Genomic DNA, 24,782 nt, shown 5'->3' with positions numbered 1-24,782 from the left:
CAGCGGATGATATAGGCGCTTTTTAAACGCACCATCAGCCCAACACCCAGGCGGAAAAACTTCTTCGGCGGAACTTCCATAAAATCCTCACGCTCTATCCATAGTTCGCGACTAAAAGGAATATCCCTGCCGCCATCGCCGCCTTCAACCTCGGGGTTGTTTTCGCCGTGCATGGTTTCGGTTTCGCCTTCGGGATAGTTGGTCAGGATACATTTGATCGGATCGAGCACGGCCATACGGCGCCAGGCGGTTTTGTTCAGATCCTCGCGGATACAAAACTCCAGTAAGCCAACATCTATCATGTTTTCGCGTTTGGCTACGCCGATGCGTTCGCAAAACTCACGGATAGAGGCAGGCGTATAACCACGGCGGCGCAAACCACTAATGGTTGGCATCCGCGGGTCGTCCCAACTTTCTACATGACCTTCATCAACCAATTGCAACAGCTTGCGCTTGCTCATTACGGTGTAGTTCAGGTTCAGGCGTGCAAATTCATATTGTTTGGATGGGAAGATACCCAGCTCCTCAATAAACCAATCATATAAAGGTCTGTGCGGAATAAACTCCAGCGTACAAACGGAATGAGTGATCTCCTCAATAGCATCTGATTGACCGTGGGCAAAATCATACATCGGGTAAATGCACCAGGCATCGCCGGTACGGTGATGGTGGGCGTGTTTAATGCGGTACATCAAAGGGTCGCGCAGGTGCATGTTTGGTGATGCCAGGTCGACCTTGGCACGCAATACTTTGGCGCCATCAGGATATTTACCGGCTTTCATATCGGCAAACAACTGCAGGTTTTCTTCTACCGAGCGGCTGCGGTATTGGTTAGGGGTGCCAGGTTCGGTAGGCGTACCCTTTTGCGCGGCAATTTCCTCGGCCGAGCTATCGTCAACATAAGCCAGTCCTTTTTTGATCAGGGCAACGGCAAATTCATATATCTTATCGAAATAATCGGAAGCGTATAATTCTTTTTCCCATTCAAAGCCAAGCCATTTAACATCCTCTTTTATGCTGTCAACATATTCAATGTCTTCTTTAACGGGGTTGGTATCGTCAAAACGGAGGTTGGTTTTGCCGTTATATTTTTGTGCCAGTCCAAAGTTTAAGCAAATGGATTTGGCGTGTCCAATGTGCAGGTATCCATTAGGCTCGGGCGGGAAACGGGTTAATACCCTGCCGCCGTTTTTTCCGGCAGCTATATCTTCTTCAACAATTTCCTCTAAAAAGTTCAGTGATCTTTCTTCGCTCATAAATAAAGTAGCAATAACAACTGCAAAAGTAACAAAAAAATTTGCCCCCTAAGCCAGCCTCACCTAAATCCTCTCCAAAGGAGAGGATTTAAAAAAAGAAAAGAGATACAAGGTAATACCAACGCCTATGTTAGTAGAAGGAAGAGCATATTAAAACATGTAAAGCAAAGTCCTCCCCAAAGGAGAGGATTATTACATGAAGGCTTCACCGTTTAGGTGAGGCGCTTAAGGCGCAGGCGGGATATCGCCCTCTTTGATAATATTATGGTTGATCAGAATGTGCATCAGCAGGTCAACAGAGGTATTGCGGTCAATATCCAAACATAGGTTTAACCGCCGGCCAATTTTTACCTGGCAAATGTTGTAATGGAATTCCAGTATCAATCCGCTCAGGCTGCCGGAGTTAATAACGATGGTTTCATCGTCCACCACCTCGCAGGTATTACTGGTGCGGTTAAAGTAGCTGCACAGGTTTTTAATAAGGCGGTATATGGGTAATGACAGGATCATAAATTCAAGACTCTAAAATAGTGTTTAATCTTCGTTTGATGATAATATCTTTTACATAAGCAGGCAGCAAACTGTTTAATAAAACCAGCAACCTGTTCACCATGCCGGGGATGATCTCTTTTTTACCTTTCATCAATCCGTCAATAGCGATACGGGCAACCTGCTCAGGTTCCAGTATGGTAGCTTTTGATATACCTTTCAAGGTATTGTTCATCACCAGTAATTCGGGTTTGGTATTGATACCACCCGGACTAAGCAAACTGAGCTTTACATTTGATCCGTACAATTCCAGCTGCAGGCATTTGGTAAAATAGCGAATGAAAGATTTGGTAGCGCCATATACCTGCTTTTTAGGCACTACAAATAAACCGCCCAGGCTGCCCACGTTTAAAATGTATGAGGTAACGGATGCGTCGGCCTGCGCCAGGAACAGCCGGGTGAGTATTACCGGTGTAATTACATTCAATTCTATCTGCATTTTATAAAAAGCAATATTTTTATCCTCAAACCACGACCAATTACCCAATCCCGCATTGTTGATCAGCAAGTGCGCTGTAATGCACCGCTCTTGTAAATAGCTAAAAATTTCGGGATAACTTTCGGTGCGCGTCAAGTCGGTTTCGACGAAGTTAACCTTCACCGAAAAGTTTTTGCGGATGAACGAGGCCAGCTCGGGCAAACCTGATCCGGGTAGCGCAACCAGCACCAGGTTGATATTTCTGCCTGCCAGCTCAATGGCGAATGATTTTCCCAGACCCTCGCTGGCACCTGTTACAATGGCGGTTAATTGCTGCATAAATGTGTTTTGTTAAACATGTCCTTGATCTTTTGTCCTTACCCTTTTATCCCTTTAATGTAATCAACGGTTTTGTGTAAACCTTCGGCAAATGGGGTTATGTTATAACCCAAATTGGTTACAGCCTTGTTACTGCAATATTTTTGGTCGTATTTAAGACGCTCAGCAAATTCGGGTAAAAATACCGGGGGCAAGCCCGTGAGCCGGGTTTTTAGCCATTGCAACCGACTGTACAATTTAATAGCTTTCAGTGGTATCCTGATCAAGCCCAGTTGCTTGCCTGATACCTGCTGAAGGGTTTTAAAAAAATCATTGAAGCTGATGTCGTGGCCACCCAAAATGTAACGCTCGCCAGAGATACCCTTATCCATGGCTGCAATATGCCCCGCAACAACATCATCTAAAAAGGCATAGTTGGCCACCTGTTCGCCGCTGCCCGGTATAATGCGCCATTTGCCTCTTAAATAACCTGATATCATTTTACCTACGGTATTGCTATCCGTTACCGGCCCCTGGCCATACACCCGCGATGGATTTACGGTTACCACCTGCATACCCTGCTTTATAAAATTTTGTACCTCCAGTTCGGCCAGGTATTTGGTGCGCTCATAGGCAATCGGGAAGCCGGTTACGCGCGGGTCAGTTTCAGTCATGGGGTGTTTTATAGTTGGTCCCCATACGCCACAGGTGGAGGTATACACCACCTTTTTTACACCGGTAAGGCCCGCTGTTTCTAACACAATATGAGTACCGTTAACATTGGTTTCGTGGTAATCGTCGTGGTTGCGACACCACATTTTGGCTATAGCAGCAGTATGGTAAACGTGGCTGCAACCCTGCATGGCCCTTGCCAGGCTTTGCTTGTACAGGATATTGCCCAACACGGGTTCAATATTTTTATGTTTTATTAAGTAAGGATGATCGGTATTGCGGCATAAGGCCTTTACGTCATAGCCGGCTGTGGCCAGCGCCAAAGTAAGCTGTCTGCCAATAAAACCTGTTGCTCCGGTAACTAATACTTTCATACAGGTATTACAACCTATTATGCACTTACCCCTATGGGTTATAAATATATTTTTAATATTAATTTCGCTGATGATGTTTAGGTAAATTGCCCTATTGTACCTATAGTTTTATATGATAAAATAATTAAATTTGGAAACAGCAATATATATAAACCTTAAAAACAGATGAACCAGGATCCTTATATGAGTTTTTCCGATATGACTCCCGAAGAAATGGGGTTCTTACAGCAGGCCACCGCAGAACTTAATGAAAACCAAAAAAAATATTTTTATACGGTTTACAGCAGTAAACGGAAAAACTCACAGGAGATACTGATTTTTACTTTGTTGGGTTTCATTGGTTTTGCCGGTATTCAGCGTTTTGTTTTAGGGCAGATAGGTATGGGCATTCTTTATTTTTTTACCGCAGGGCTTTGTTTTGTTGGAACTATTATGGATCTGGTTAAAAATAAATCGCTCACTTTGGAGTATAATAAGAATATGGCTTATGATAGTCACCGGATGGCCTTGATGAGCAACTAAATTAAAACATGCTCCGGCCAATGCTTTATACTCATATTTATTCATGAAATTAGCTGTACTTACTGCATACCTTGAAAGCCTTGCACCGTTGGTGTACCAGGAGGATTATGATAATGCCGGGCTTATTGTTGGCAATCCCGAGCAGGAAGTTACCCAGGCGCTGCTGTCACTTGATTGTACCGAAGCCGTGGTTGATGAAGCCATTGCCACAGGTTGCCAGGTGATCATATCGCACCATCCCATAGTTTTTAAAGGACTTAAAAAGTTTAATGGCAAAACCTATGTGGAAAGGGTAGTGGAGAAAGCCATCCGCAACGGCATAGCTATTTATGCCATACATACCAATCTTGATAACATCATGAGCGGGGTAAACCAGCGTATTTGCGATACACTGGGATTAAAAAACTGCCGCATATTGGTACCCAAACATAACCTGTTAAAAAAACTGGTGACCTTTGTGCCAGGAAGTCATGCCGACGAAGTGCGCGATGCCTTATTTGCAGCAGGCGCCGGCAATATTGGCAACTATAGCGAAACCAGTTTTAACACCGAGGGCGCAGGCACTTTTAAAGGCAACGATACAACCAACCCTTATGTGGGCGAGCCGGGGACGCGTCACCAGGAAAATGAGGTACGGATAGAAACCGTTTACCCAGCCAATCTGGAGAGCAAGATATTGATGGCGCTGGTGTTGGCCCATCCTTATGAAGAGGTAGCTTATGACCTGTTTAATTTAACCAATCAGCACCAGCAGGTTGGCGCTGGTATGATAGGTGAGCTGGAGGTTCCACAGAATGAGGAAGCATTTTTATTCCAGGTGAAGGATAAAATGCGCACCCACGTGATCAGGCATACGGCTTTAACCGGTAAACACGTTAAAAAAGTAGCCGTTTGCGGTGGTGCAGGAGGTTTTTTATTAAAGCATGCCATAGCGGCAGGAGCCGATGTTTTTATCACTGCTGATTACAAGTATCATGAGTTTTTTGATGCCGAAGGAAAGATAGTGATCGCGGATATCGGACACTTTGAGAGTGAACAATTTACGGCGCAATTATTGTATGAAATAATTAGAAAAAAATTCACTACCTTTGCCGTCCGTTTAACAGAAGTAAATACAAACCCCGTCAAATATTTTATTTAATGGAACAAACCGTAGAACAAAAGCTTAAAGCTTTATACGAACTACAAACCATCCACACCAAAATTGATAGGATTCGCCAGGTAAGGGGCGAACTGCCAATGGAAGTTGCCGATCTGGAAGATGATGTTGCAGGTCTTGAAACCCGCATCCAAAAGATCAAAGCTGAGCTGGATGATGTAGAGGATGAAATAGTAACCCGCAAAAACCTGATCAAAGAAGCTCAGGCTAATATCAAAAAATACGAAGCGCAACTTAACGAAGTTAAGAACAACCGTGAGTATGATGCCATATCAAAAGAAATTGAGATACAGGGATTAGATATACAGGTAAGCGAGAAAAAAATAAGAGAATATGGTTTTGAGATCACTTCAAAAACCCAGATCTACGAAAAGGCCCTTGCCGATCTGGATGCACGCAAAAGCGATCTTGATGCCAAAAAAGATGAGTTAGGCACTATTACTGCCGAAACTGAAAAGGAAGAGAACGAACTTACCTCACAGGCAGAAAAAGCAACCGGAAACATTGAAGAACGTTTGTTAACAGCTTACACCCGTTTACGCCAGAATGCGAAAAATGGATTAGCTGTGGTAACCATCCAACGTGATTCATGTTCAGGATGTTTTAACCAGATCCCGCCTCAGCGCCAGTCTGATATCCGTCAACGTAAAAAGATCATCGTTTGCGAACATTGCGGACGTATCCTTGTTGACGAGCAAATGGCTCTGGAAGCAGAAGAAGCATAATTAAAAAATTTTTGAACAGACTTATCTGATATTAGATAATAAAGATAAAAAAGGCGCCCATCGGCGCCTTTTTTATTACCCCGTTTTTTATTTGTGAACAATAATAATTGATGATACATTTAGCGTGGAATTTACAACTGCAGCTATGATGGTAGAAGTATTAAAAAAAATGTTTTTGAGAGATCTGGGTAAGCTTAAAACCGAGATTGAACTATACAGGGATGAGCAGAAGATATGGTACGTTGAAAAGCAGATCACCAATACGGCAGGTAATCTTTGCCTGCATCTGCTCGGAAGCCTGAACAACTTTATCGGCGCCGAGCTGGCCGGAACAGGGTATGTAAGAGACCGCGACCTTGAATTTTCATCCGGCATGGTACCAAGGGCGCAATTGCTGAAAAGTATTGATGAAACTATATTAATGATAACTTCGGCTTTTGATAACATAACCGATGCGCGGTTAGCAGAAGATTTTCCGAAGCCGGTATTTAACGAAACGGTGACTAACGCGTTTTTGGTAATGCACATGACTGTCCACCTTAACTATCACCTGGGGCAAATCAATTATCACCGGCGTTTACTGGATAATTAATTAGTTAAATGACGGGATCAAGATCTACGTACTTCATTCTCATTATTGCAACCATTATTATTGGTCTGCTTTCCCGGTATTTTGCCTTTATACCATTATTTATAGGTGATATTCTTTGGGCGCTGATGGTTTACTTTATCATGCGCTTCCTGTTCGTAACACGCCCGGTTAAATTTATTGTTATAGCAAGCCTGCTGTTTTGTTATGGCATTGAGTTTAGTCAGTTGTACAAAGCACCATGGATAAATGATCTGCGCCATACGTTGTTTGGTCGCCTGGTTTTAGGTGAAGGGTTTTTATGGAGCGATCTGTTGTGTTATACGGTTGGGGTGGGGATGGGTGTTTGGATAGATCGATTTGTTGAAAACGTTAATAACCAAAAATCGCTTTAATAGCTCTTACTTTTCGTAGGCAATCAGTTTTAACCTCTTTATGTTTTTAAACTGCTTGTCAGCTGTTATTAAAGGTAGATCAAAAACTATGGCGGTTGCTGCAATAATTGAATCGGCGAGCTTTAGGCTGTGGGTTTTTCTTATCTCAATGTATTTTTCCTTTAACCGGTTGTTCATTGAAATTACAGAACAATCATTCAGTAAGTGATGTATTTGCTTTTCCTCTTTTTCTGAAATGTTCCTGAAACCAAGTAATTCTAATTCGGTTATAAAGGATATATAGATTGTTTTGCCTTGAAGTATCTGTTCAATAGTGTCGTTACCGCTGAGAAGATACAGCAAGATATTGGTATCAACTAATATCTCTTTCCCACTCATCTCTTAACTTAATTTGAGTATCCAGAGGCTCATCTTTGAGCAGTACTTTTCCGTTATATTTTTGGGCATTGAAACCCACGGAAGCTTGTTCTTTATAAAGCGCCTTTTCAATAGCTTCAATGTCTTTTTTGGTTGCGCCTTTCTTTAATACTAAAACCATAATGATCCTTTCATAACAAATTTAAACAAAAAACATCAAATCAGCGGTCTAAAACATACTCGTCTGCTTCCCTTTCTTCGGCACAAACAAGGTATAATCATATTCAGGCATCACACGGCCTGCTAAAAAGCGGTTACAGGCCATCCGGAACATCTGATGAATGGATTCGGCTACCTTACCCTCGCCGCTCATACGGCGGCCGAAATCGCTATCGTTCAGCTTGCCGTCATGACATGACCGTATCATGTTCAGTACCTTCTCGGCGCGGTCTGGGAATGCCTTGTATATCCAGTCGCTAAATATCTCGGCAATGCTGCCATTAAGCCGTACAATGGTAAAGCCAGCGGATAACGCGCCCCTGTCTGCAGCGGCCTTGATAATGTTAGGTACCTCATTACTGTTTAATCCCGGAATAATGGGGGCTGCCATTACCCTCACCGGTACACCCTTTTCTGATAGTTTTTGCACCACCGCGAGCCTGCCGGTAGCGGTTACGGTGCGCGGCTCCAGTTTTTGGCGCAGCTGCTCGTTTAATGAGGTGATAGATACATTCACATGTACCAGGTTCATGGCGGCCAGCTCTGTAAGGATATCCATGTCGCGCAGGATCACGTTATTTTTGGTGATGATGCTTACCGGGTTCCTGTACTTTAAAAATATCTGGAGCAAATCACGGGTAATTTTTAGCCTGCGCTCAATGGGTTGGTAGCAGTCAGTGTTGCCCGATAGCATGATGCATACCGGCTGGTAGTTCTTTTTGTTAAAGTATTGCTCCAGCAGTTCGGGAGCATTGCGTTTGATGATGATCTTGCGTTCAAAATCAAGCCCGGCACTAAAGCCATAATATTCATGACTGTTACGTGCATAGCAATAAATGCAACCATGCTCACAACCCTGATAAGGGTTTATGGAGTACATATGGCTCAGATCCGGACTGTTTGATTCGCTTACTATCTTTTTGGGTGTTTCCTCAAAAAGCTGCGTAGCAGTGTTCTCCAGCAGTGGCTCATCCAAACCTTCAATGTGCTCGGCTACGTATTTGTTTTTTAAAAATTTGTTATGGGTATTTAACTGCGCCCCCCGGCCTTTAAAAAAGTCGGGATTATCTTCCTGTACCATTTAACAAATTTGCTAATATTTTTAGCAAATCACAAATCAATCAGCTTGTTTTTTATGCTGTATAAAACCAACCCTACGCGGCTCTTTATTTGTAGCTTTTCAAAAAGCTGGTCGCGGTAACTATCAACAGTACGCACGCTGATGCACATGGTATCGGCAATTTCTTTGTAGGTAAGTTCGGTTCCGGTTAGGCGTAAAAACTCAATTTCGCGGGGATTTAGTTTTACGGCCGATGTTTTATCATTGTTAAAGTTGTTGAGCAAATGATGGGTAACAAAATCGGGGTAATACAGGTCGCCATCGGCAACCTTCAGTAAGGCAGCTTCAAACTCATGGGGTTCGGCGTCCTTAAGCAGGTAACCCTTAACGCCCATTTTAACCATGGCAAGTACCTTTTCGGCATCCTCAAACATAGATAAGATAATGGTACGGATAGAGGGTTGGAATTTTTTGAGCCATTGTGCTGTTGATATACCATCCATTACAGGCATATTAATATCAAGCAAAACAATATCAGGAACAAGCCCCGAAGTTATTTTATCAACTAATTCTTTACCATGTGCTGCTTCAAACAGTATATTGTAGCGGTTAAAACTCCCCACCAGTGAGGCAATGCCGCTTCTGAAAAGGCGGTGATCATCAACCAGGGCTATTTGAATAGGTTCCGTTAGCATAAGTTTCTTGTACGAGGGGGTTGAGCGATAGCTTAATGTTACATCCGTTTCCTGGTGCGCTGTTTATAACTGCCTCTGCACCAATTAACGCTGCTCTGTTTATTATGTTGCGTAAGCCCGACCCACTTTTATCATTGAGTAATTCGGGTTGGAAACCAACGCCATCATCTTCGATGGTCAAATTAAACATTTGCTCTTTATAATACAAACTGATTTTGAAGTTGGCAGCCTGGGCATGTTTCAGTGCATTATTTAAAGCCTCCTGGAATATCCTGAATAAAACCAGTTCACGCTGTTCGCCAAGAGGATATATAACACCCTCAACCAATAGCAGCAGGTTAATAATGCCGCTTCTGTTAATGCGGTCGGCTTCCATTTCCAATGTTTTAACGAGGCCAATGGCGCTGATATGTTCAAAGCTAAGGCTTTTTGACAGGTTACGCAAATCGCTGATTGACTGAGCTATAAGCTCACGATTGTCATTGATCTTTGTTTTTTCATTTCCATCAAGATTTTTACCCAATACGCCCAGGTTTAGTTTTACAAATGATAAAACCTGAGTTACGTTATCATGAAGTTCGCGACTTACGTAATTAAGTGTTTCTTCCTGTATTTCCATCCTGGTTTTAAGCAGCTCCTGTTGAAAAGACGATTTCAGTTGCTCCTTTTCAAACAGGTTTTTATTTTGTTTACGCTGATAAACCAATAAAAAACTGACAATAAACACACCCAGGAGCATCAGTATGGCCGTACCGGCAATTATCAATAAAATAAGCTCTTCATCTTTAAATAACATACTTGAATACACTGGCTGTTTAAAAAACTATTATATTAATTAAAAATTCAATTTTGCAACGTTTTATGCATTATTAACGGACTTTGCCTGTTTATATTGATATATAAAAGCGGTGGACAATAAGGAATACAAAATAAGGCAGGCTATATTGGGTATTACATGGGCTAATATATAAAAATGATAATTCTGTTTATAAACCATATAGCTAAAGGCAATATGGTAAAATATAAAAGCGAGTGCATAAAATAATATTCCAGCTGTAGCCCAAAAAGGTGGATAACGTATAATATCTAAACTTTCATCAACATTGTTAATTAAATTGAAATAGTATAAGCATACTAATATGGTAAGCAGGCAATATTGAAATACCATAGCGATGGTATTCATCATGAAAAAGCCCTGAATAAAAAGCATATCTATAAAAGAAAATACCACTATTATGCAAAGGGCTATATCGATTTTTTTTCGGTATTCTTTTCTTTTATCAAGCGAGGCTAAAAAGCGTGAATATATAATGATTTCAATGATCGATTCAAGATTATTACACCAGGCATTTGTATGGTGCCACAGGAGCCAGTTTTTAATATTGGCAAATTCATAAATCACCACAAATGCCAGGAAAGGTAGAAATACTTTGAAATTGCGATCAAGTTTCTTATAGGTGTATAAACACACACTAAACGCCAAAAACTCAAAATAAAAGTATATATAGTCCAGCATTTAAATCAATTAGGTAAATGCTAAAATAAATATTTTAATTAAAGCATTTACCTTTGGTATTATTTGGGGTGGTAAAATTTTAAAAGGGTGCTTATACCAGATTTTGACGTGCGGTTACGCTATAAGTAACTTAGCATATAGGAGGGCATGCTTTTCCCTGGTTAAAAGGACCCATAGGATCATCTTCGGTCTCCAGCAACGCGCTCCCTTTTTCCAGAGCATCAGTATGTTCGGTGTCATTTTCAACAGTTCCAATGAGTATAGCTGTTGTTTGGTTGGGGTAATGCTGATTTTCATGATCGTATGCCGCCAAATGTATTCTCACGCCGGTTGCATGTTCTGGCAGATTATTAACAAATGCTTTTAATTTGTCGAGAGATATCCAGATAGACTGGGTGTCATTGATGCTGTGCGTTTTGTCAATAAGTGTTTTTCTGGTGGTATTGTAGTGTTCCACCATTTTTTTCGCAATAGTTAAATCAATCTTTTCCATTTTATTATAGGGTTTTATGCGTACCAAGCTACTAATTCCTGAATAAAATATCAGTTGAATTTTATAGTTTATATAATTTATTAACAGGAGTTAAATAGCTTGAACTTTTGGTTAATCAAATAAATAAGACCAAACAGCAGAACTGCTTATTATTTAATAGTTTAGGTATTATATAATTTTTTATATAGTTTAATAACACAATTTTTTACATCACCCGTTAACAGTCCATGCGCCGTTTTTTGCAAAAATTATTAATCCCTTCTGTAGCTAAACTGGCCGATAAACTATCGTCAAGGCCTGATAAAAAACGGGTGAACAGCGCATTAAACAAGTTATACAACAATATACTTGCCAAACCAGGTAAAAGAGGAGTGGTAATTCCATTTGATATAGCGAATAACAGGTTCATCATTTTCTCGGACCAGCACAAAGGTGCCCGCGATGACATGGATATATTTGCCATGGCCGAGGATAATTACCTGACAGCCCTTGATCATTATGAGCAGCAAAATTTTTTTTACATCAACCTGGGCGATAGTGAAGAGTTATGGGAAAACCTTTTTATAACTGTGAAAAGGCATAATAAAGCGACCTTTGAAAGTGAGGGGAAATTTCTGAACCGAAATGCTTTCCTTAAAATATTTGGTAATCATGATCTTTATTGGGACAACGACCCGCTGGCGGCGATAGGGTTAAAGCAGATTTATGGGCAGCAGGTAAAAGTTTATGAAGGAGCCATATTACAAACTAAGGTGGGTAATAAACCCCTTAATATTTACCTTACACATGGGCACCAGGGCGATCTGCAGTGTGATGGAAACTGGTTTAGTAAATGGTTTGTATCTGATATATGGGCACCTTTTCAGGCTTATTTAAAGATCAATATCAATACCCCAGCAAATAATGATCAACTGAAAACAGATCATAACCGTATTATGTATGAGTGGAGCGCGGAACGCAAAGGCATTTTGCTCATTACCGGACATACACACCAGCCGGTTTTTAGATCATTGACCCACCTCGAAAAACTATATGACCAACTGGCCAGGGCGAAAGAAACAAGTGACGCCAGTGTTGTGGCCGATATACAACAGCAAATAACCCTAAGGCATATTAAAGGTGATGTAATACCTGATTTTAGCGCCTATCGCCCAACTTACTTTAATAGTGGGTGCTGCTGCTTTGATGATGGAGACATAACGGGTATTGAAATAGCCGACGGCTTTATCAGGCTGATCAAGTGGGAGTATAATGAACAAAAAATAAGTGAACGCCAGGTGTTGGATGAATGCAGGCTGGATGAGCTGATCTGAGGAGGTTTAAGTTACAAGCGTAATGCTCCAATATTGGATTAACCTAACCTTGGGCTAAAGACTTTAAACTTCAGACTTAGAGTCATCCAGTAAAAACACGAAAAGCTCTTTTGGGCCGTGCGCGCCAAGTACCAGTGTCTTTTCAATATCGGCAGTACGGCTTGGTCCGGTAACATTGCTGATCATAGAGGGCAGCCGTGTGCCATATTTATTTTTTATCAGTTTAAAGCCGTCTTTTAGATCAAGCACCATTTGCGATGTGTAGGCCAGCACAATATGTACCGGGGGATAAATACTTAAGCGCCTGCCTGCCATGTTGCCGTTTGATAGCAAAATGCTGCCATTGCGGGCTATTAATGCTTCGCAAAAAGTAAAACCAACTTCAGCTTGTTCAAAATCCTTGTCGGTTTCGTAAAAGGGATATTCAAAACGGGTTAATACTTCCTGCAGACCGGGTTCCCAGCAATATATTTTATGCCAGCTGCGTTCTTCGGCAAGTGTAAGCAGGGTTTCAATGAATTGGATCTCATCTTCGCAAAAAATAAACTGCCCGTTAACAGCAGTAAATTGTTCGGCAAAAATTACTTCGGGAATTTCTTCATCAGCTGCATAGTACGGCAGGTCTTCCAGTTGGGGATATGGGTTGTCCCTTTTCTCTAAAAGCGCTTTACGTATCTTTTTAAGCAGTTTTTCTTTTGATGTGGTTATATCCCTCATGGTTAAAAAAGAAAAAGCCACCAGCGCTTAACTGATGGCTTTAGTACTATTAATTTATTAGGCTTTTGAATCTTGCCCGTCAACCCTTGAAAGTTCAGGATTGGTTATGTTTTCGGGTATGGCATTATTATCAACCTCAGGGTTTAAAGCAGCCTCACCGTTCACAAATTTATCATATGTGGTACGTTCGTCAAAAGGGCGCTTGCCTAATATCTCTTCCAGGTCAGACTGGAACAATACTTCCTTCTCCAACAACTTTTGAGCTATTTTTTCTAAGCCTTCGCGTTTTTCGTTCAGCAATACCTTAGTTTTCTGATAAACATCATCAACCAGTTTGCGTACTTCGTTGTCAATCATTTCGGCGGTAGTATCAGAATAAGGTTTGTTAAACTGGTACTCGCCCTGCGGATCGTAGAACGAAACATTACCCACATTACCGTTCATACCATAAATTTTGGTCATGGCATAAGCAAGTTTGGTAATACGTTCCAGATCGCTCAATGCGCCGGTTGATATTTTACCAAAAACAATGTCTTCGGCAACACGGCCACCCATTGATACGCTCATTTCATCAAGCAATTGCTCGGTTGTATATAAAAACTGCTCTTTTGGCAGATATTGGGCGTAACCCAATGCCGCAACACCACGTGGAACAATAGATACTTTTACCAATGGATCTGCATGTTCCAGGAACCAACCTGCAATAGCGTGACCAGCCTCGTGGTAAGCAACAATGCGTTTTTCTTCGGGCGATATGATCTTGTTTTTCTTTTCCAAGCCGCCAATAACACGGTCAATGGCATCCTGGAAGTCGGTCATATCAACCGATTCTTTATTTTTACGGGCGGCTATCAAAGCAGCCTCGTTACAAACGTTAGCTATTTCGGCACCTGCAAAACCCGGTGTTTGTGCCGATAATTTTTTAGCATCAACACCATCAGATAGTTTGATAGGTTTTAAGTGAACTTTAAATATTTGCTCACGGCCTATCAAATCGGGTTTATCAATAGATACCTGCCTGTCAAAACGGCCCGGACGCAATAATGCGGAATCCAATACGTCTGGACGGTTAGTAGCTGCAAGTATGATAATGCCTGAGTCGGTACCAAAACCATCCATCTCAACCAGTAACTGGTTCAGTGTGTTTTCGCGCTCATCATTACCGCCAACTATATTGTTTTTACCACGTGCACGGCCAATGGCATCAATTTCATCAATAAATATAATACAAGGCGCCTTGTCTTTTGCCTGGCGGAACAGGTCACGAACACGTGACGCACCCACACCCACAAACATTTCAACAAAGTCAGATCCTGACAAGGAGAAGAACGGCACCTGTGCTTCGCCGGCAACAGCTTTAGCCAGTAAGGTTTTACCGGTACCCGGCGAGCCTACCAGCAATGCACCCTTTGGTATTTTACCACCCAGGTTGGTGTATTTTTTAGGATTTTTAAGGAAATCAACGATCTCCATTACCTCCTGCTTGGCTTCTTCAAGGCCTGCCACATCGTTAAACGTTACTGATACCTGGGCTTCTTTATCAAACAGGGTAGCTTTTGATTTACCTATGTTAAAGATCTGACCACCCGGGCCACCACCAGAACCGCCAGACATGCGGCGCATGATAAATATCCAAACACCGGCAAACAGGATCACCATAATTACACCCTGTACAAGCCAGTTTGATAAAAAACTTTCGTGGCCCTGTTCATACTGGATAGGGATTTTCTCGCTATCGGGCATATCCTTTTCGGCATTCATGATTGATTGCTTCAGGCTTTCGTATGATGCATCAGTAAATGTGTATTGAGGGCCGTTGTTTGCAGTGTTAAATAAACGCTGCTCCTTACTGGCATTTGCATATTGAGGTTTTTTTAAACTGTCTTTTTTAATATAAACCTCGGCAACTACCAGATCCCCACTTTTATAAGCAACCAGTTTTTCAACATCGTGCTGTTTTAACATAGCCTCAAAATCCTGGAAGTTAATGTTTTTGCCCGAGCCACCGCTTAAAAGGGTAGGTACCAGTAAAAACGCTAAAATAACAATACCGTAAAGCCACATAATATTAAATTTAGGTGGTTTCGGAGGTGTTTTTTTATTAAGTATCTTCCTGATAGGTTTCGGACTTTCTGATTTATTATCTTTATCTTTCATTTCTTTGTTACGAGCTCAAACTTACAATCAATAATTTAAAATTTACAAGGTTTAGTACCATGACTCTGCCCGCAGGGCTTTTGTGACGAATGTTTAAGCACTTTTATAATATTTAATTTCGGCATCTCCCCACAAATCCTCTACGCCATAAAATTCACGTTTATCGGTTCTGAACACGTGAATCACAACATCCACATAATCAAGTAGTATCCATTCGCCATATTCCAAACCTTCCTTGCGCCAGGGATCCTGTTGCGTTGCTTTGAAAATCTCATCTTCAATACTATTAGCGATAGCTTTAACCTGGGTAGTTGAATCGGCATGACAGATCACAAAATAATCTGATACCGAACTGAATATATTACGAAGGTCTAACCTTACAATATCGTTCCCCTTTTTTTCCTGTATGCCGTGTATGGCAAGTTCAGAAATATAGGTTGACTGATTTAACACTTTGTTTTTTACCATCAAAAAGAATTAGTTTTGAACGTTTTTGAGTTAAAAATTATTATACTTTGCAAAATAACATATTTTCGGCATTATTTGTTGGTCAAAATTTGGTAACAATTAAAGAACTTGATTCAACCAACAATTTCCTTAAGAATTTACTGTCAAATTCCAAGCCATTGCCCGAAGGTACGGTCATTATGGCAGAAAGCCAATACGCCGGCCGGGGTCAGCAGCAAAATAAATGGCATAGTGAGCCCGGAAAAAATCTGACTTTTAGTATTTTGTTAACACCTTCATTTTTACCGGTTATAAACCAATTTGACCTTACCCGGGTAGTTAGCCTTGGTGTTTTTGATGCTTTGGCGCCTTATTTAGGCGATAAATTAAAAATAAAATGGCCTAATGATATTTATTATGAAGACCATAAACTTGGTGGCATATTGATTGAAACCCATATACAAGGCGACCGTATAAAGGATGCTGTAATTGGCATAGGGCTTAATATAAATCAGGAAAGTTTTTTGCCCGGGGCTGCCAATGCCATATCTTTAAAGCAAATCTTACACAAGGATTATGATTTGCGAACAATATTATCGGAAATTTGCGGACATATTGAAGCATATTACCTTAATTTAAAGGCCGGTAAGTTTTTGTTTGTAAGGAATATGTATTTAACCCGACTATATTGGTTAAACCAGGTAAAGCGTTTCAGATCAAACAATCAGGTTTTTGAGGGTATTGTAAGAAATGTAAAAGACGAGGGTTTGCTTGTTGTTGAAAATAATAATGTGCAACAGGAGTTTAGCTTAAAACAAATTGAATTTTTAAATAAGTAATTAAATGAAGAAAGTATTGTTGGTTGTTATTGCGCTGGTTATTTGCGCAGGGGCTTATGCCCAGATCGAATCGCCGGTGAGATGGTCATACGCGGCTAAAAAATTGAATGATAAAGAAGCCATTGTGTTTTTAAAGGCTACTATTCAACCCAGCTGGCATATTTATTCCCTTAATGTTAAGGATGGCGGGCCAATAAAAACATCATTTGATTTTGCACCTTCAAAATTATATGCGCCAATTGGTAAAACTACCGAGCCAACCCCGGTAACCAAATTCGAGAAAGCTTTTAACATGAATGTAAGTTACTTTGAAAAAGAAGTTGTTTTTCAGCAAAAAATAAGCCTTAAATCGGCAAAAGCCACAAACGTAACAGGCAAGCTTACTTATATGACCTGTAACGATAAAAAATGCCTGCCACCCGAAGATGTTGATTTTAATATTCCTTTAGGCAAATAATTACCGGGGATAAAAATGAAACTATTCAATAAAATCAACTGGTTGCCAACGTCGCTGGCTATCGTAACCTTACTGATCATATTTGGCATAAATAGTCCCAAGGCGGTTTATGCAGCACAAAAGGGCGACAAGGATACAACGGTATCAACCAATGATATACAATTTACCGATATACCAACCGCGGCTGATAGTATTGCCATAAGGAAAAAAGCAGCCGATTCTGCCGCTAAGGCCGCCGTTGCTAAGCCGGCGGTTAAGCAAAAAGCTCCCGCTGGGGAAAAGCCAAAAACGCTTTGGCAAATATTTATATTTGGGCTGTTAGGAGGTTTTACCGCGGTTATATTACCTTGTATATATCCACTGCTGCCGCTAACAGTAAGCTTTTTTACCAAAAAAAGTGGTAGCCGCAGCAAAGCGATAGGGCAATCGCTTATTTACGGGGCATCTATTATTGTTATATATGTAACCCTGGGCTTGCTGATCTCCATTATTTTTGGCTCAGATGCACTTAATCAACTGGCCACAAACGGAATATTCAATATATTTTTCTTTTTACTGCTTGTTGTTTTTGGTATATCGTTTCTTGGCGCATTTGAAATTACGCTACCCAGCTCATTAGCCAATAAACTTGATGAAAATGCAGATAAGGGTGGCCTCGCCGGTATATTCTTTATGGCATCAACTTTAGTAGTGGTGTCATTTTCGTGTACCGGCCCAATCATTGGCACATTACTGGTTGACGCGGCTTCTAAAGGCGATCGTCTGGGACCTGCAATAGGTATGTTTGGCTTTTCGCTGGCACTTGCCTTGCCGTTCACCATTTTTGYCTTATTCCCATCAGCTTTAAAAAGCTTACCCAAATCAGGCGGTTGGTTAAACAGCGTAAAGGTGGTTTTGGGATTTTTGGAACTTGCCTTTGCTTTAAAGTTTTTATCAAATGTTGATCTGGCCTACCACTGGGACTGGTTTGACAGGGAGATATTTTTATCACTTTGGATAGCAATTGGTTTGTTGATTGGGTTATATCTTATTGGCAAAATAAAGTTTTCGCATGACAGCGATGTTCCTTATCTGTCAATTCCGCGGGTGTTTTTATCCATTATTGTATTCGCGTTTGTTATTTATATGATCCCCGGGTTATGGGGAGCGCCTTTAAAATCAATCAGTGCGTTTTTACCGCCCGAAGCAACTCAGGATTTTAATCTTTCAAGCATACCCGATGGTGGTGGTGCTTCAACATCTTCCGCTACAGTGACGGTGCCAGCCAGTATTGGCAAAAGAAAGTATGCAGAAAGTTATGCACGCATAAAAACCAGGGGGCTTGATGCCTGGTATGATTATGACCAGGCCTTACAGGTATCTAAAGCGATACATAAGCCCATATTGATTGATTTTACTGGCTTTAATTGTGTTAACTGCCGTAAAATGGAAGCCAATGTTTGGTCGGACCCGGAAGTGTTTAAGCGACTTAAAAATGATTTTGTTTTGCTTCAGCTTGTTGTGGATGACAAGGCTTCCCTGTTACCCGAGGAGCAGTTCGTGTCTGATTACAGCGGAAAAAAGATAACCACATTAGGTGGCAAATGGAGTGACCTGGAGGCTAAAAGATTCAATTCCAATTCTCAGCCATTATACGTAATGCTGGATAGTGATGGTAATTTTTTAAAAGATGCCAGTGGCAATGATATTCCTACTTCCCCGGCTGATTATGATATAGCCAGTTATATCAGATTTTTAGATAGCGGTATAGCAGCTTTTAAAAAGTAGCCACACCCTAAAAAAATAAAGTGTAAATTCGCGGCAAGTTTTAAAGCTTAGCCGCGTTTCTTATATAATGGCACTTTAAAAGCACTTAATTTAAAATTATTCAATTTTTTAGGGTAGGGTCCCTAATGCCCGTATCAGAATAAAATGACGCAGATTAAAAATATCGGACTTTTTACCTCAGGTGGCGACGCGCCGGGAATGAATGCTGCCATAAGGGCGGTTGTACGTACTGCCATATACTACGATATTGAAGTTACAGGCATACGCCGTGGATACGATGGCATGACCAGGGGCGATTTTATACCCATGAATCGTAAGTCGGTTTCAAATATCATTCAACGTGGCGGTACCATTTTAAAAACAGCCCGCTGTGATAACTTCAGAACTGCCGAAGGGCGTAAACAAGCTTACGATCAGCTAAAAAAACATAATATTGATGCCTTGATTGCCATTGGCGGCGATGGTACTTTTACCGGTGCTAAGGTATTTGGCACTGAGTATGATATACCTGTAATTGGTTTGCCGGGTACTATTGATAACGATTTGCTGGGTACCGATTTTACTATTGGTTATGATACGGCCATAAATACGGTTGTTGAGGCTGTGGATAAAATACGGGATACTGCCGAATCGCACGACAGGTTATTTATTATAGAAGTAATGGGGCGAGACTCTGGCCTGATCGCTCTGCGTACAGGTATTGCTGCCGGTGCCGAAGCGATATTGATCCCGGAGAGCAAGGGTGGGATGGAAGGTTTATTTAACCGCCTTGAACATGGCCGTAAAGATAAAACCTCAAGAATTGTAATAGTTGCCGAAGGCGAAGAGGCCGGGGGAGCTTTTGAAGTTGGTCGCCTGGTTCAGGAAAAATTCCCTAATTATGATACGCGAATCTCTATACTGGGCCACATCCAAAGGGGCGGTGCTCCAAGCTGTATGGACAGGGTATTAGCAAGCCGCGTAGGAGCAGCAGCCGTTGAGGCCTTAAGAGACGGCCACCGCAATGAAATGATCGGTATTATACACAACGAAATTGCATATACCCCATTTGAACATGCCATTAAGCATCATGTGGAGATCAATCCAAACCTGTTAAAGCTGGTTGAAATATTATCAATGTAAGCTTTAACTTATGAGTTTAAACCACCTGTAAAGGTATGGTCAACAATTAAACGTATCGTATTGTCAATTTCGGTGCTTACAATGTGCAGGTAATCAATGATCTTTTGGTTTTCGGGATTGTGAGGATCCTCCCTGTCAATTATATTTATTAATCCCAACATGCTGGCAACCGGTCGCCTTAGCTCATGCGAGCTTAACGAGGCAATGTTGTTAAGCCGTTTGTTTTGACTAAGCAGTTCCTGCTCGGTTTTAAGCCTGGCAGTTATGTCATGTGCAAAACAGCCAACACCCATGATCTCGTTGTTTGCCGAGTAAATAGGATTAAAGCTTATTTCATAAAATATGGCTTCCTTTGTTTGCCCGCAGGCACTTTCTTCAATAATGGTATACTGTTCGCCATTTAACGCACGCTGATAGTATGATTTCCAATCGTCAATTATTTGATCGGAGCAGCCCAATTGCATATAGGAATGATCACCTTTTTGGGGAACTACCCCGGTTAGGTCGGTTATTAGCTTTACATAAGCATCGTTCAGGTAAACATAGCGCGTTGCAGTATCAACAGACCATATCTGATCGGTTGTATTATTAATAAGGGCTTCCAGGCTGTTTTGTATGCTCACCGTTTCTTCCTGGGCGCGTTTTTCGTCGGTTATATCTTTTACAAAAACAGTGAGCCCCCCGGCCGATGGATAAACCGCTACATTGTACCACCCGTTTATGCTGGTAAAATCCTCAATAAATTTAATACTTGTCTGCTTTGTTTTTGCTTCATAAAAAGCACGTTCAAAACCAGTACCCATAATTGTTGGAAAAATATCCCATATTACTTTACCAAGTACATGCTCACGGCTTCTGTTGGTTATTTTTTCAAAGGCACAATTTACCCTAACAAACCTCCAGTTATTATCAAGAATAAAAAAGGAATCGGTAATACTCTCAATAAAGGTATCCAGTTTTTGAGCGGTATCTATTATCTCTGCTTCAATTTTACGGCGGTTAGTTATATCATGACCTATACCCTGTATTTCGCAAACCTTACCGTTTTCATTAACTATTGATATAAACTCCCATTCGGTGTCATGCAAATTGCCATGTATATCGGGTTTTTTATGCAGCAACGGAATTATCTTACCAGGATTATTTAAACAGTTTATGAATACCGCCTCGCACAAGTGAGCTTCCCCGGGTATGGTAGTTATTGAAAAATGCCTGCCTAATAGTTCTTCGGCTTTGTAACCAAAGGTTTTAAGATACTGGCTGTTAATAAAAGTATAGTTCCCGTTAGTGTCAATCCGTATTAAAAAGCTGGTTTGTGAGTCAATAAGCGAATTTAAAAATTGCTTGCTTAATCCGGCATCCGCGTGCTGTTGTGGTTTTTCGGGTTTATCTATTGGGGCCTCTTTAATTATGCTTAGTAAAATTTTGTGCCCGGTAGCTTCATCAATAATAAGGCTTTTTTTGTCACTTATGTTTTTTATGATATGCTGTGGTGTGCTAATGGAATAGCTTAGTTCAACCGGACTGTTTTCGGAAAGGTTTTTAACAACATCCTTTACGCAGGCAAGCTGCTGCTTATTGATCAGCCCCTCCCACAGGTAATTGTTTTCATAAAGCTGTTTGGCGGTTATGCCTAAAATAGAATAAACGCCAGGGCTTATGAATAAGTACTTTTGCTCATGAAGGTCATAAGCAAGTATACAATCATCAAATGCAATAGTTGTATGGCTAAACATACCTTAAATAAGAGTAGGATGCTACTTTATAAATATAAAGCATTCGGTTACAAGTGACAAGGTTATGATCGTAACAATTTTGCTGCCACATCATCCCAGTTATTAACTCTTTCATAATCATTGATCAACATGTTGTGCGGCGATGTATATAACAGTTTGCGGCCATCAAAGGTTACAAAGTTTTTTATACGGTCATCAATCATAATATCCACATCCACTATTTTATGTCCGCAGAAAATAATATTGGTCCAGGAGATAAAGGGAAAGTGCTCATTAAGCCATTCCAGTTTATCTTCCAGTGAGTTTTTAAATTCCATTGCGGCCGAGGCTATGTATACATCGTATTTTTCCATAAGGGCTTTCACCACCTCCTGGCTGCCGGGCATCACCGGCAAATCGCGAAAAAAGCCCTTCTCATTAATGTACTGTCTTAATGAACTGCTTAAGTGCGGTGGCAATATTTCGTTAAACTCCTTGCCATGTATATCGCCCAGGGATATTTTAGTTTGATGCCTGATCTCGTACAGATCAATAAATTTGGCGATGGTATCGGCCAATACCTCATCCATATCAATAGCTATGCGCGGTTTTCTGTTTATGCTCATGCGGATGAAATTGCAATTTTTTTCAAAGAAAGCCTAACCACAGACGCTTTAATAAATAATTAATTATAAGGACTTTAAATTATTGCAAATAATTTATACCTTTGCATCCCCGCAGAAAGAACTCCGGGGACATGTTGAATACATAAAAATAAGAAATGGCAACTAAGATCAGACTGCAAAGACACGGTAAAAAAGGTAAACCTTTTTACTACATCGTAGTAGCAGATGCCCGCGCTCCACGCGACGGTCGTTTTATTGAGCGTTTAGGTTCATACAACCCAAACACCAATCCTGCAACTATCGACATTAATTTCGACAAAACTTTGGAATGGGTTAACACAGGTGCCCAACCTACTGATACTTGTCGTGCTATCCTTTCATACAAAGGTGTGCTGTACAAAAAACACTTAGAAGGTGGTGTTAAAAAAGGTGCTTTAACCGAAGAGCAGGCTGCAGCAAAATTTGCTGAGTGGACTGATCAGAAAGAAGGCAAGATCACCGGTAAAAAAACAAGTTTAGTTTCTGCAAAAGACGAAGCGCGTAAAGCTGCTTTGGCTGCTGAAGCTAAAAAGAAAGAAGAAAAAGCTGCTGCAATTGCTGCTAAAAATGCACCTGTTGCAGAAGAAGTTGCAGAAGAAGAAGCTCCGGCCGAAGAAGAAGCTGCTACTGAAACTGATGCTGCTGAAAACGCAGAATAATTTTATTATTAAAGCTTACGTAATGGCGAAGCAACCTGCACACAGGTTCTTCGCCATTATTTTTTAACCATATTTTTTTATGAAGACCGAAGATTGTTTCAGGATAGGCAGTATATTAAAAACAAAGGGCTTGAAAGGCGAAATGCAGATCTATGTAGATTTTGACGGCCTGGATACCATGAAGTTTGACGCTGTTTTTATTGATATGGCCGGCAAGATGATCCCTTATTTTGTGGCCTCCATCAAATACCTGCAAAAAAGCAATGCCTATTTGTACCTGGAAGATGTGGATGCCATTGAAAAAGCTGCCTTGCTGGTAAAAAGAGACATCTACCTGCCCAATAAACTAAAACCGAAAAAGAAAAAAAGCGAGTTTACCCTGAACGATGTTAAAGGCTTTATTGCCATTGACGAAACGCATGGCGAACTGGGCGAGATACTGGAAGTGCAGGAATACCCGCAGCAATTAATAGCAACTGTTCAATACCAAAGCAAGGAAGTACTTTTCCCGCTCAATGTAGATATCATTAAAGGCATTGATGTTGAAGCCGGCGAGATCTATGTAGCCCTGCCCGAAGGGTTGTTGGATGTTTATTTGTCTGAATAACTCTTTTGGACGAAGGACTTTTGGAATAAGCATAAAGGACTATTCAATAGTCCAGACTAAAAAAATAGTCCTGCCGAACTTGTTTCGGCATCCCACATGACAATTAAAATACCATGCTATATACCATAGCATTTGAGATGCTGAAACAAGTTCAGCATGACGTTTTTCAGAACAACAATTAACAAATATATCATTGCGAGCGTAGCGCGGTAATCTCATAGGATAAGTAACGAGCTTTGCTTATGCAATCAGCATGATGAGATTGCCACGCTGCGCTCAGCAGTGACAGCATTATTAGTTTTTTAACCAATGCCTGTGTCCTCGCAGGCATTTTGCGTTTGCAGGCAAAAATAATTTTATCAAATATCCCCCGCTATCTGAAGTCAGAGACTTCAGACGCTTATGTAAGTAGTCTCTGACTACATAAAGCGGGTGTAGTTAAAAACTACAGGCATAGTATTTCGAAGTCAGAGACTTCGAACAGGGCTTATATAATCAACTGTCATTTTTTGAAGTTTTTTTATCTAAACACATCCATTTTCCGCCAAAATCGTATACGTCATGAAATAGTTTAAAACATGACCGAACCTACAGAATATCAAATGTTGCTACAAGATGAAAAGCTTTTAGTAGAAAAGATTGCAGAGGCGCAAGAACTATTACACACACTACAATATGATTTATGTATTATAAGGGATGCTTTACGGAAATATGAACACTTAACCGTTATCCATAAAAAAACTAATCAGAAATAGTTAGTACCCCCGAAAGTTAATTGGAGATTTATTTGTCATTGTTAAGCTGTTTTAACAGCAATCTTAATCATTTGTTCAAGCGTACCGTCAAACTTTACCTTTTCCTCGTATTTGGCTTACTCAGTTGTATCCTTAATTTAGATAACTCTTCTCAGGCTTAGCCTTAAATTTTTTTGTCAAATATATTGGCAACTATATACGAGATGGGACAGGAAATAATTACCTTGTTGTTCTAACCCTTAAGC

29 protein-coding genes are annotated in these 24,782 nt (G+C 40.8%); 13 read left to right on the top strand and 16 right to left on the bottom strand.

From position 1 onward, the window contains the following. The 4 genes from glnS to AC1DRQ_RS21145 form a co-directional block, all read right to left on the bottom strand. A partial coding sequence (gene glnS, locus AC1DRQ_RS21160; protein WP_477426710.1) for a glutamine--tRNA ligase occupies nt 1-1,256 on the bottom strand: 1,256 nt, incomplete at its 3' end. 225 nt (nt 1,257-1,481) lie between these two features. After that, nucleotides 1,482-1,766 carry a hypothetical protein gene (locus AC1DRQ_RS21155; protein ID WP_429400643.1) on the bottom strand — a complete coding sequence of 95 codons (285 nt, stop codon included), beginning with the start codon at nt 1,764-1,766 and terminating at the stop codon, nt 1,482-1,484. 4 nt (nt 1,767-1,770) lie between these two features. Then, a complete protein-coding gene (locus AC1DRQ_RS21150) occupies nt 1,771-2,562 on the bottom strand; it encodes an SDR family NAD(P)-dependent oxidoreductase (RefSeq protein ID WP_477426709.1) in 792 nt (263 codons plus the stop codon). A gap of 38 nt (nt 2,563-2,600) precedes the next feature. Then, nucleotides 2,601-3,587, bottom strand: a complete 987-nt coding sequence (locus AC1DRQ_RS21145) for an NAD-dependent epimerase/dehydratase family protein (protein ID WP_477426708.1) — start codon at nt 3,585-3,587, stop codon at nt 2,601-2,603. Nucleotides 3,588-3,752: 165 nt separating this feature from the next. On the opposite strand from AC1DRQ_RS21145, the gene AC1DRQ_RS21140 reads away from it, so the two are divergent. From AC1DRQ_RS21140 to AC1DRQ_RS21120, 5 genes are all read left to right on the top strand, one after another. After that, complete coding sequence (locus AC1DRQ_RS21140) at nt 3,753-4,109, top strand: TM2 domain-containing protein (RefSeq protein WP_429400646.1); 357 nt, start codon at nt 3,753-3,755, stop codon at nt 4,107-4,109. A gap of 43 nt (nt 4,110-4,152) precedes the next feature. Then, nucleotides 4,153-5,250: a Nif3-like dinuclear metal center hexameric protein gene (locus tag AC1DRQ_RS21135; protein ID WP_477426707.1), complete on the top strand. Its 1,098-nt coding sequence runs from the start codon at nt 4,153-4,155 to the stop codon at nt 5,248-5,250. Further along, on the top strand, nt 5,250-5,993 hold the full coding sequence (locus AC1DRQ_RS21130; RefSeq protein ID WP_429400648.1) for a zinc ribbon domain-containing protein: 744 nt from the start codon (nt 5,250-5,252) through the stop codon (nt 5,991-5,993). Before AC1DRQ_RS21135 ends, AC1DRQ_RS21130 begins: the two co-directional genes overlap by 1 nt. A gap of 145 nt (nt 5,994-6,138) precedes the next feature. After that, entirely contained in the window at nt 6,139-6,585 is a 447-nt protein-coding gene (locus AC1DRQ_RS21125; RefSeq protein WP_429400649.1) for a DUF1572 family protein, read from the top strand. An 8-nt stretch (nt 6,586-6,593) separates the two neighbouring features. Then, entirely contained in the window at nt 6,594-6,977 is a 384-nt protein-coding gene (locus tag AC1DRQ_RS21120; protein ID WP_477426706.1) for a ribosomal maturation YjgA family protein, read from the top strand. 6 nt (nt 6,978-6,983) lie between these two features. Here the strand turns inward: AC1DRQ_RS21120 and AC1DRQ_RS21115 are convergent, their stop codons facing one another. From AC1DRQ_RS21115 to AC1DRQ_RS21085, 7 genes are all read right to left on the bottom strand, one after another. Continuing rightward, nucleotides 6,984-7,355, bottom strand: coding sequence for a type II toxin-antitoxin system VapC family toxin (locus AC1DRQ_RS21115; protein ID WP_477426705.1), 372 nt, complete (start codon nt 7,353-7,355; stop codon nt 6,984-6,986). Continuing rightward, nucleotides 7,330-7,515 (bottom strand): hypothetical protein, encoded by a 186-nt coding sequence (locus tag AC1DRQ_RS21110; protein ID WP_477426704.1) that lies wholly within the window; start codon nt 7,513-7,515, stop codon nt 7,330-7,332. Before AC1DRQ_RS21110 ends, AC1DRQ_RS21115 begins: the two co-directional genes overlap by 26 nt. A gap of 48 nt (nt 7,516-7,563) precedes the next feature. Further along, a complete protein-coding gene (locus AC1DRQ_RS21105; RefSeq protein ID WP_477426703.1) occupies nt 7,564-8,634 on the bottom strand; it encodes a PA0069 family radical SAM protein in 1,071 nt (356 codons plus the stop codon). 29 nt (nt 8,635-8,663) lie between these two features. Next, entirely contained in the window at nt 8,664-9,308 is a 645-nt protein-coding gene (locus tag AC1DRQ_RS21100; RefSeq protein WP_429400651.1) for a response regulator transcription factor, read from the bottom strand. Next, nucleotides 9,274-10,104, bottom strand: coding sequence for a sensor histidine kinase (locus tag AC1DRQ_RS21095; protein ID WP_477426702.1), 831 nt, complete (start codon nt 10,102-10,104; stop codon nt 9,274-9,276). Before AC1DRQ_RS21095 ends, AC1DRQ_RS21100 begins: the two co-directional genes overlap by 35 nt. Nucleotides 10,105-10,167: 63 nt before the next feature. Further along, complete coding sequence (locus AC1DRQ_RS21090; protein ID WP_429400653.1) at nt 10,168-10,824, bottom strand: hypothetical protein; 657 nt, start codon at nt 10,822-10,824, stop codon at nt 10,168-10,170. Nucleotides 10,825-10,954: 130 nt separating this feature from the next. Then, the gene (locus AC1DRQ_RS21085; protein WP_429400654.1) at nt 10,955-11,317 is read right to left on the bottom strand and encodes a hypothetical protein; all 363 of its coding nucleotides are present in this window, start codon (nt 11,315-11,317) and stop codon (nt 10,955-10,957) included. 227 nt (nt 11,318-11,544) lie between these two features. Here AC1DRQ_RS21085 and AC1DRQ_RS21080 point away from each other — a divergent pair, with 227 nt between their 5' ends. Then, nucleotides 11,545-12,630: a metallophosphoesterase gene (locus tag AC1DRQ_RS21080; protein WP_477426701.1), complete on the top strand. Its 1,086-nt coding sequence runs from the start codon at nt 11,545-11,547 to the stop codon at nt 12,628-12,630. Nucleotides 12,631-12,693: 63 nt separating this feature from the next. Here AC1DRQ_RS21080 and AC1DRQ_RS21075 read toward each other — a convergent pair whose 3' ends face one another. From AC1DRQ_RS21075 to rsfS, 3 genes are all read right to left on the bottom strand, one after another. Further along, nucleotides 12,694-13,347 carry a LutC/YkgG family protein gene (locus AC1DRQ_RS21075; protein WP_429400656.1) on the bottom strand — a complete coding sequence of 218 codons (654 nt, stop codon included), beginning with the start codon at nt 13,345-13,347 and terminating at the stop codon, nt 12,694-12,696. Nucleotides 13,348-13,404: 57 nt separating this feature from the next. Then, the gene (ftsH, locus tag AC1DRQ_RS21070; protein WP_429400657.1) at nt 13,405-15,504 is read right to left on the bottom strand and encodes an ATP-dependent zinc metalloprotease FtsH; all 2,100 of its coding nucleotides are present in this window, start codon (nt 15,502-15,504) and stop codon (nt 13,405-13,407) included. Between the two features lie 93 nt (nt 15,505-15,597). Beyond that, on the bottom strand, nt 15,598-15,972 hold the full coding sequence (gene rsfS, locus AC1DRQ_RS21065; protein ID WP_429400658.1) for a ribosome silencing factor: 375 nt from the start codon (nt 15,970-15,972) through the stop codon (nt 15,598-15,600). Between the two features lie 47 nt (nt 15,973-16,019). Here rsfS and AC1DRQ_RS21060 point away from each other — a divergent pair, with 47 nt between their 5' ends. From AC1DRQ_RS21060 to pfkA, 4 genes are all read left to right on the top strand, one after another. Then, on the top strand, nt 16,020-16,790 hold the full coding sequence (locus AC1DRQ_RS21060) for a biotin--[acetyl-CoA-carboxylase] ligase (RefSeq protein ID WP_429400659.1): 771 nt from the start codon (nt 16,020-16,022) through the stop codon (nt 16,788-16,790). 4 nt (nt 16,791-16,794) lie between these two features. Beyond that, complete coding sequence (locus tag AC1DRQ_RS21055; protein WP_429400660.1) at nt 16,795-17,247, top strand: protein-disulfide reductase DsbD domain-containing protein; 453 nt, start codon at nt 16,795-16,797, stop codon at nt 17,245-17,247. 15 nt (nt 17,248-17,262) lie between these two features. After that, the gene (locus AC1DRQ_RS21050; RefSeq protein ID WP_477426700.1) at nt 17,263-19,014 is read left to right on the top strand and encodes a protein-disulfide reductase DsbD family protein; all 1,752 of its coding nucleotides are present in this window, start codon (nt 17,263-17,265) and stop codon (nt 19,012-19,014) included. Between the two features lie 144 nt (nt 19,015-19,158). Beyond that, nucleotides 19,159-20,136: a 6-phosphofructokinase gene (pfkA, locus tag AC1DRQ_RS21045; protein ID WP_477426699.1), complete on the top strand. Its 978-nt coding sequence runs from the start codon at nt 19,159-19,161 to the stop codon at nt 20,134-20,136. 8 nt (nt 20,137-20,144) lie between these two features. Here pfkA and AC1DRQ_RS21040 read toward each other — a convergent pair whose 3' ends face one another. After that, nucleotides 20,145-21,872 (bottom strand): PAS domain-containing protein, encoded by a 1,728-nt coding sequence (locus tag AC1DRQ_RS21040; RefSeq protein WP_477426698.1) that lies wholly within the window; start codon nt 21,870-21,872, stop codon nt 20,145-20,147. 62 nt (nt 21,873-21,934) lie between these two features. After that, complete coding sequence (locus tag AC1DRQ_RS21035) at nt 21,935-22,477, bottom strand: 5' nucleotidase, NT5C type (protein ID WP_477426697.1); 543 nt, start codon at nt 22,475-22,477, stop codon at nt 21,935-21,937. Nucleotides 22,478-22,632: 155 nt separating this feature from the next. Here AC1DRQ_RS21035 and AC1DRQ_RS21030 point away from each other — a divergent pair, with 155 nt between their 5' ends. The 3 genes from AC1DRQ_RS21030 (at nt 22,633) to AC1DRQ_RS21020 (ending at nt 24,537) form a co-directional block, all read left to right on the top strand. Beyond that, nucleotides 22,633-23,175, top strand: coding sequence for a 30S ribosomal protein S16 (locus AC1DRQ_RS21030; RefSeq protein WP_429400665.1), 543 nt, complete (start codon nt 22,633-22,635; stop codon nt 23,173-23,175). 79 nt (nt 23,176-23,254) lie between these two features. Continuing rightward, nucleotides 23,255-23,782, top strand: a complete 528-nt coding sequence (gene rimM, locus AC1DRQ_RS21025) for a ribosome maturation factor RimM (RefSeq protein WP_477426696.1) — start codon at nt 23,255-23,257, stop codon at nt 23,780-23,782. 578 nt (nt 23,783-24,360) lie between these two features. Further along, the gene (locus AC1DRQ_RS21020) at nt 24,361-24,537 is read left to right on the top strand and encodes a hypothetical protein (protein WP_429400667.1); all 177 of its coding nucleotides are present in this window, start codon (nt 24,361-24,363) and stop codon (nt 24,535-24,537) included. Nucleotides 24,538-24,782 lie beyond the last annotated feature (245 nt).

The organism is Mucilaginibacter sp. P4_E8 (assembly GCF_056401495.1).
The sequence above is the reverse complement of the archived record's forward strand: the minus strand, read 5'-3'. Positions and strand labels throughout refer to the sequence as shown.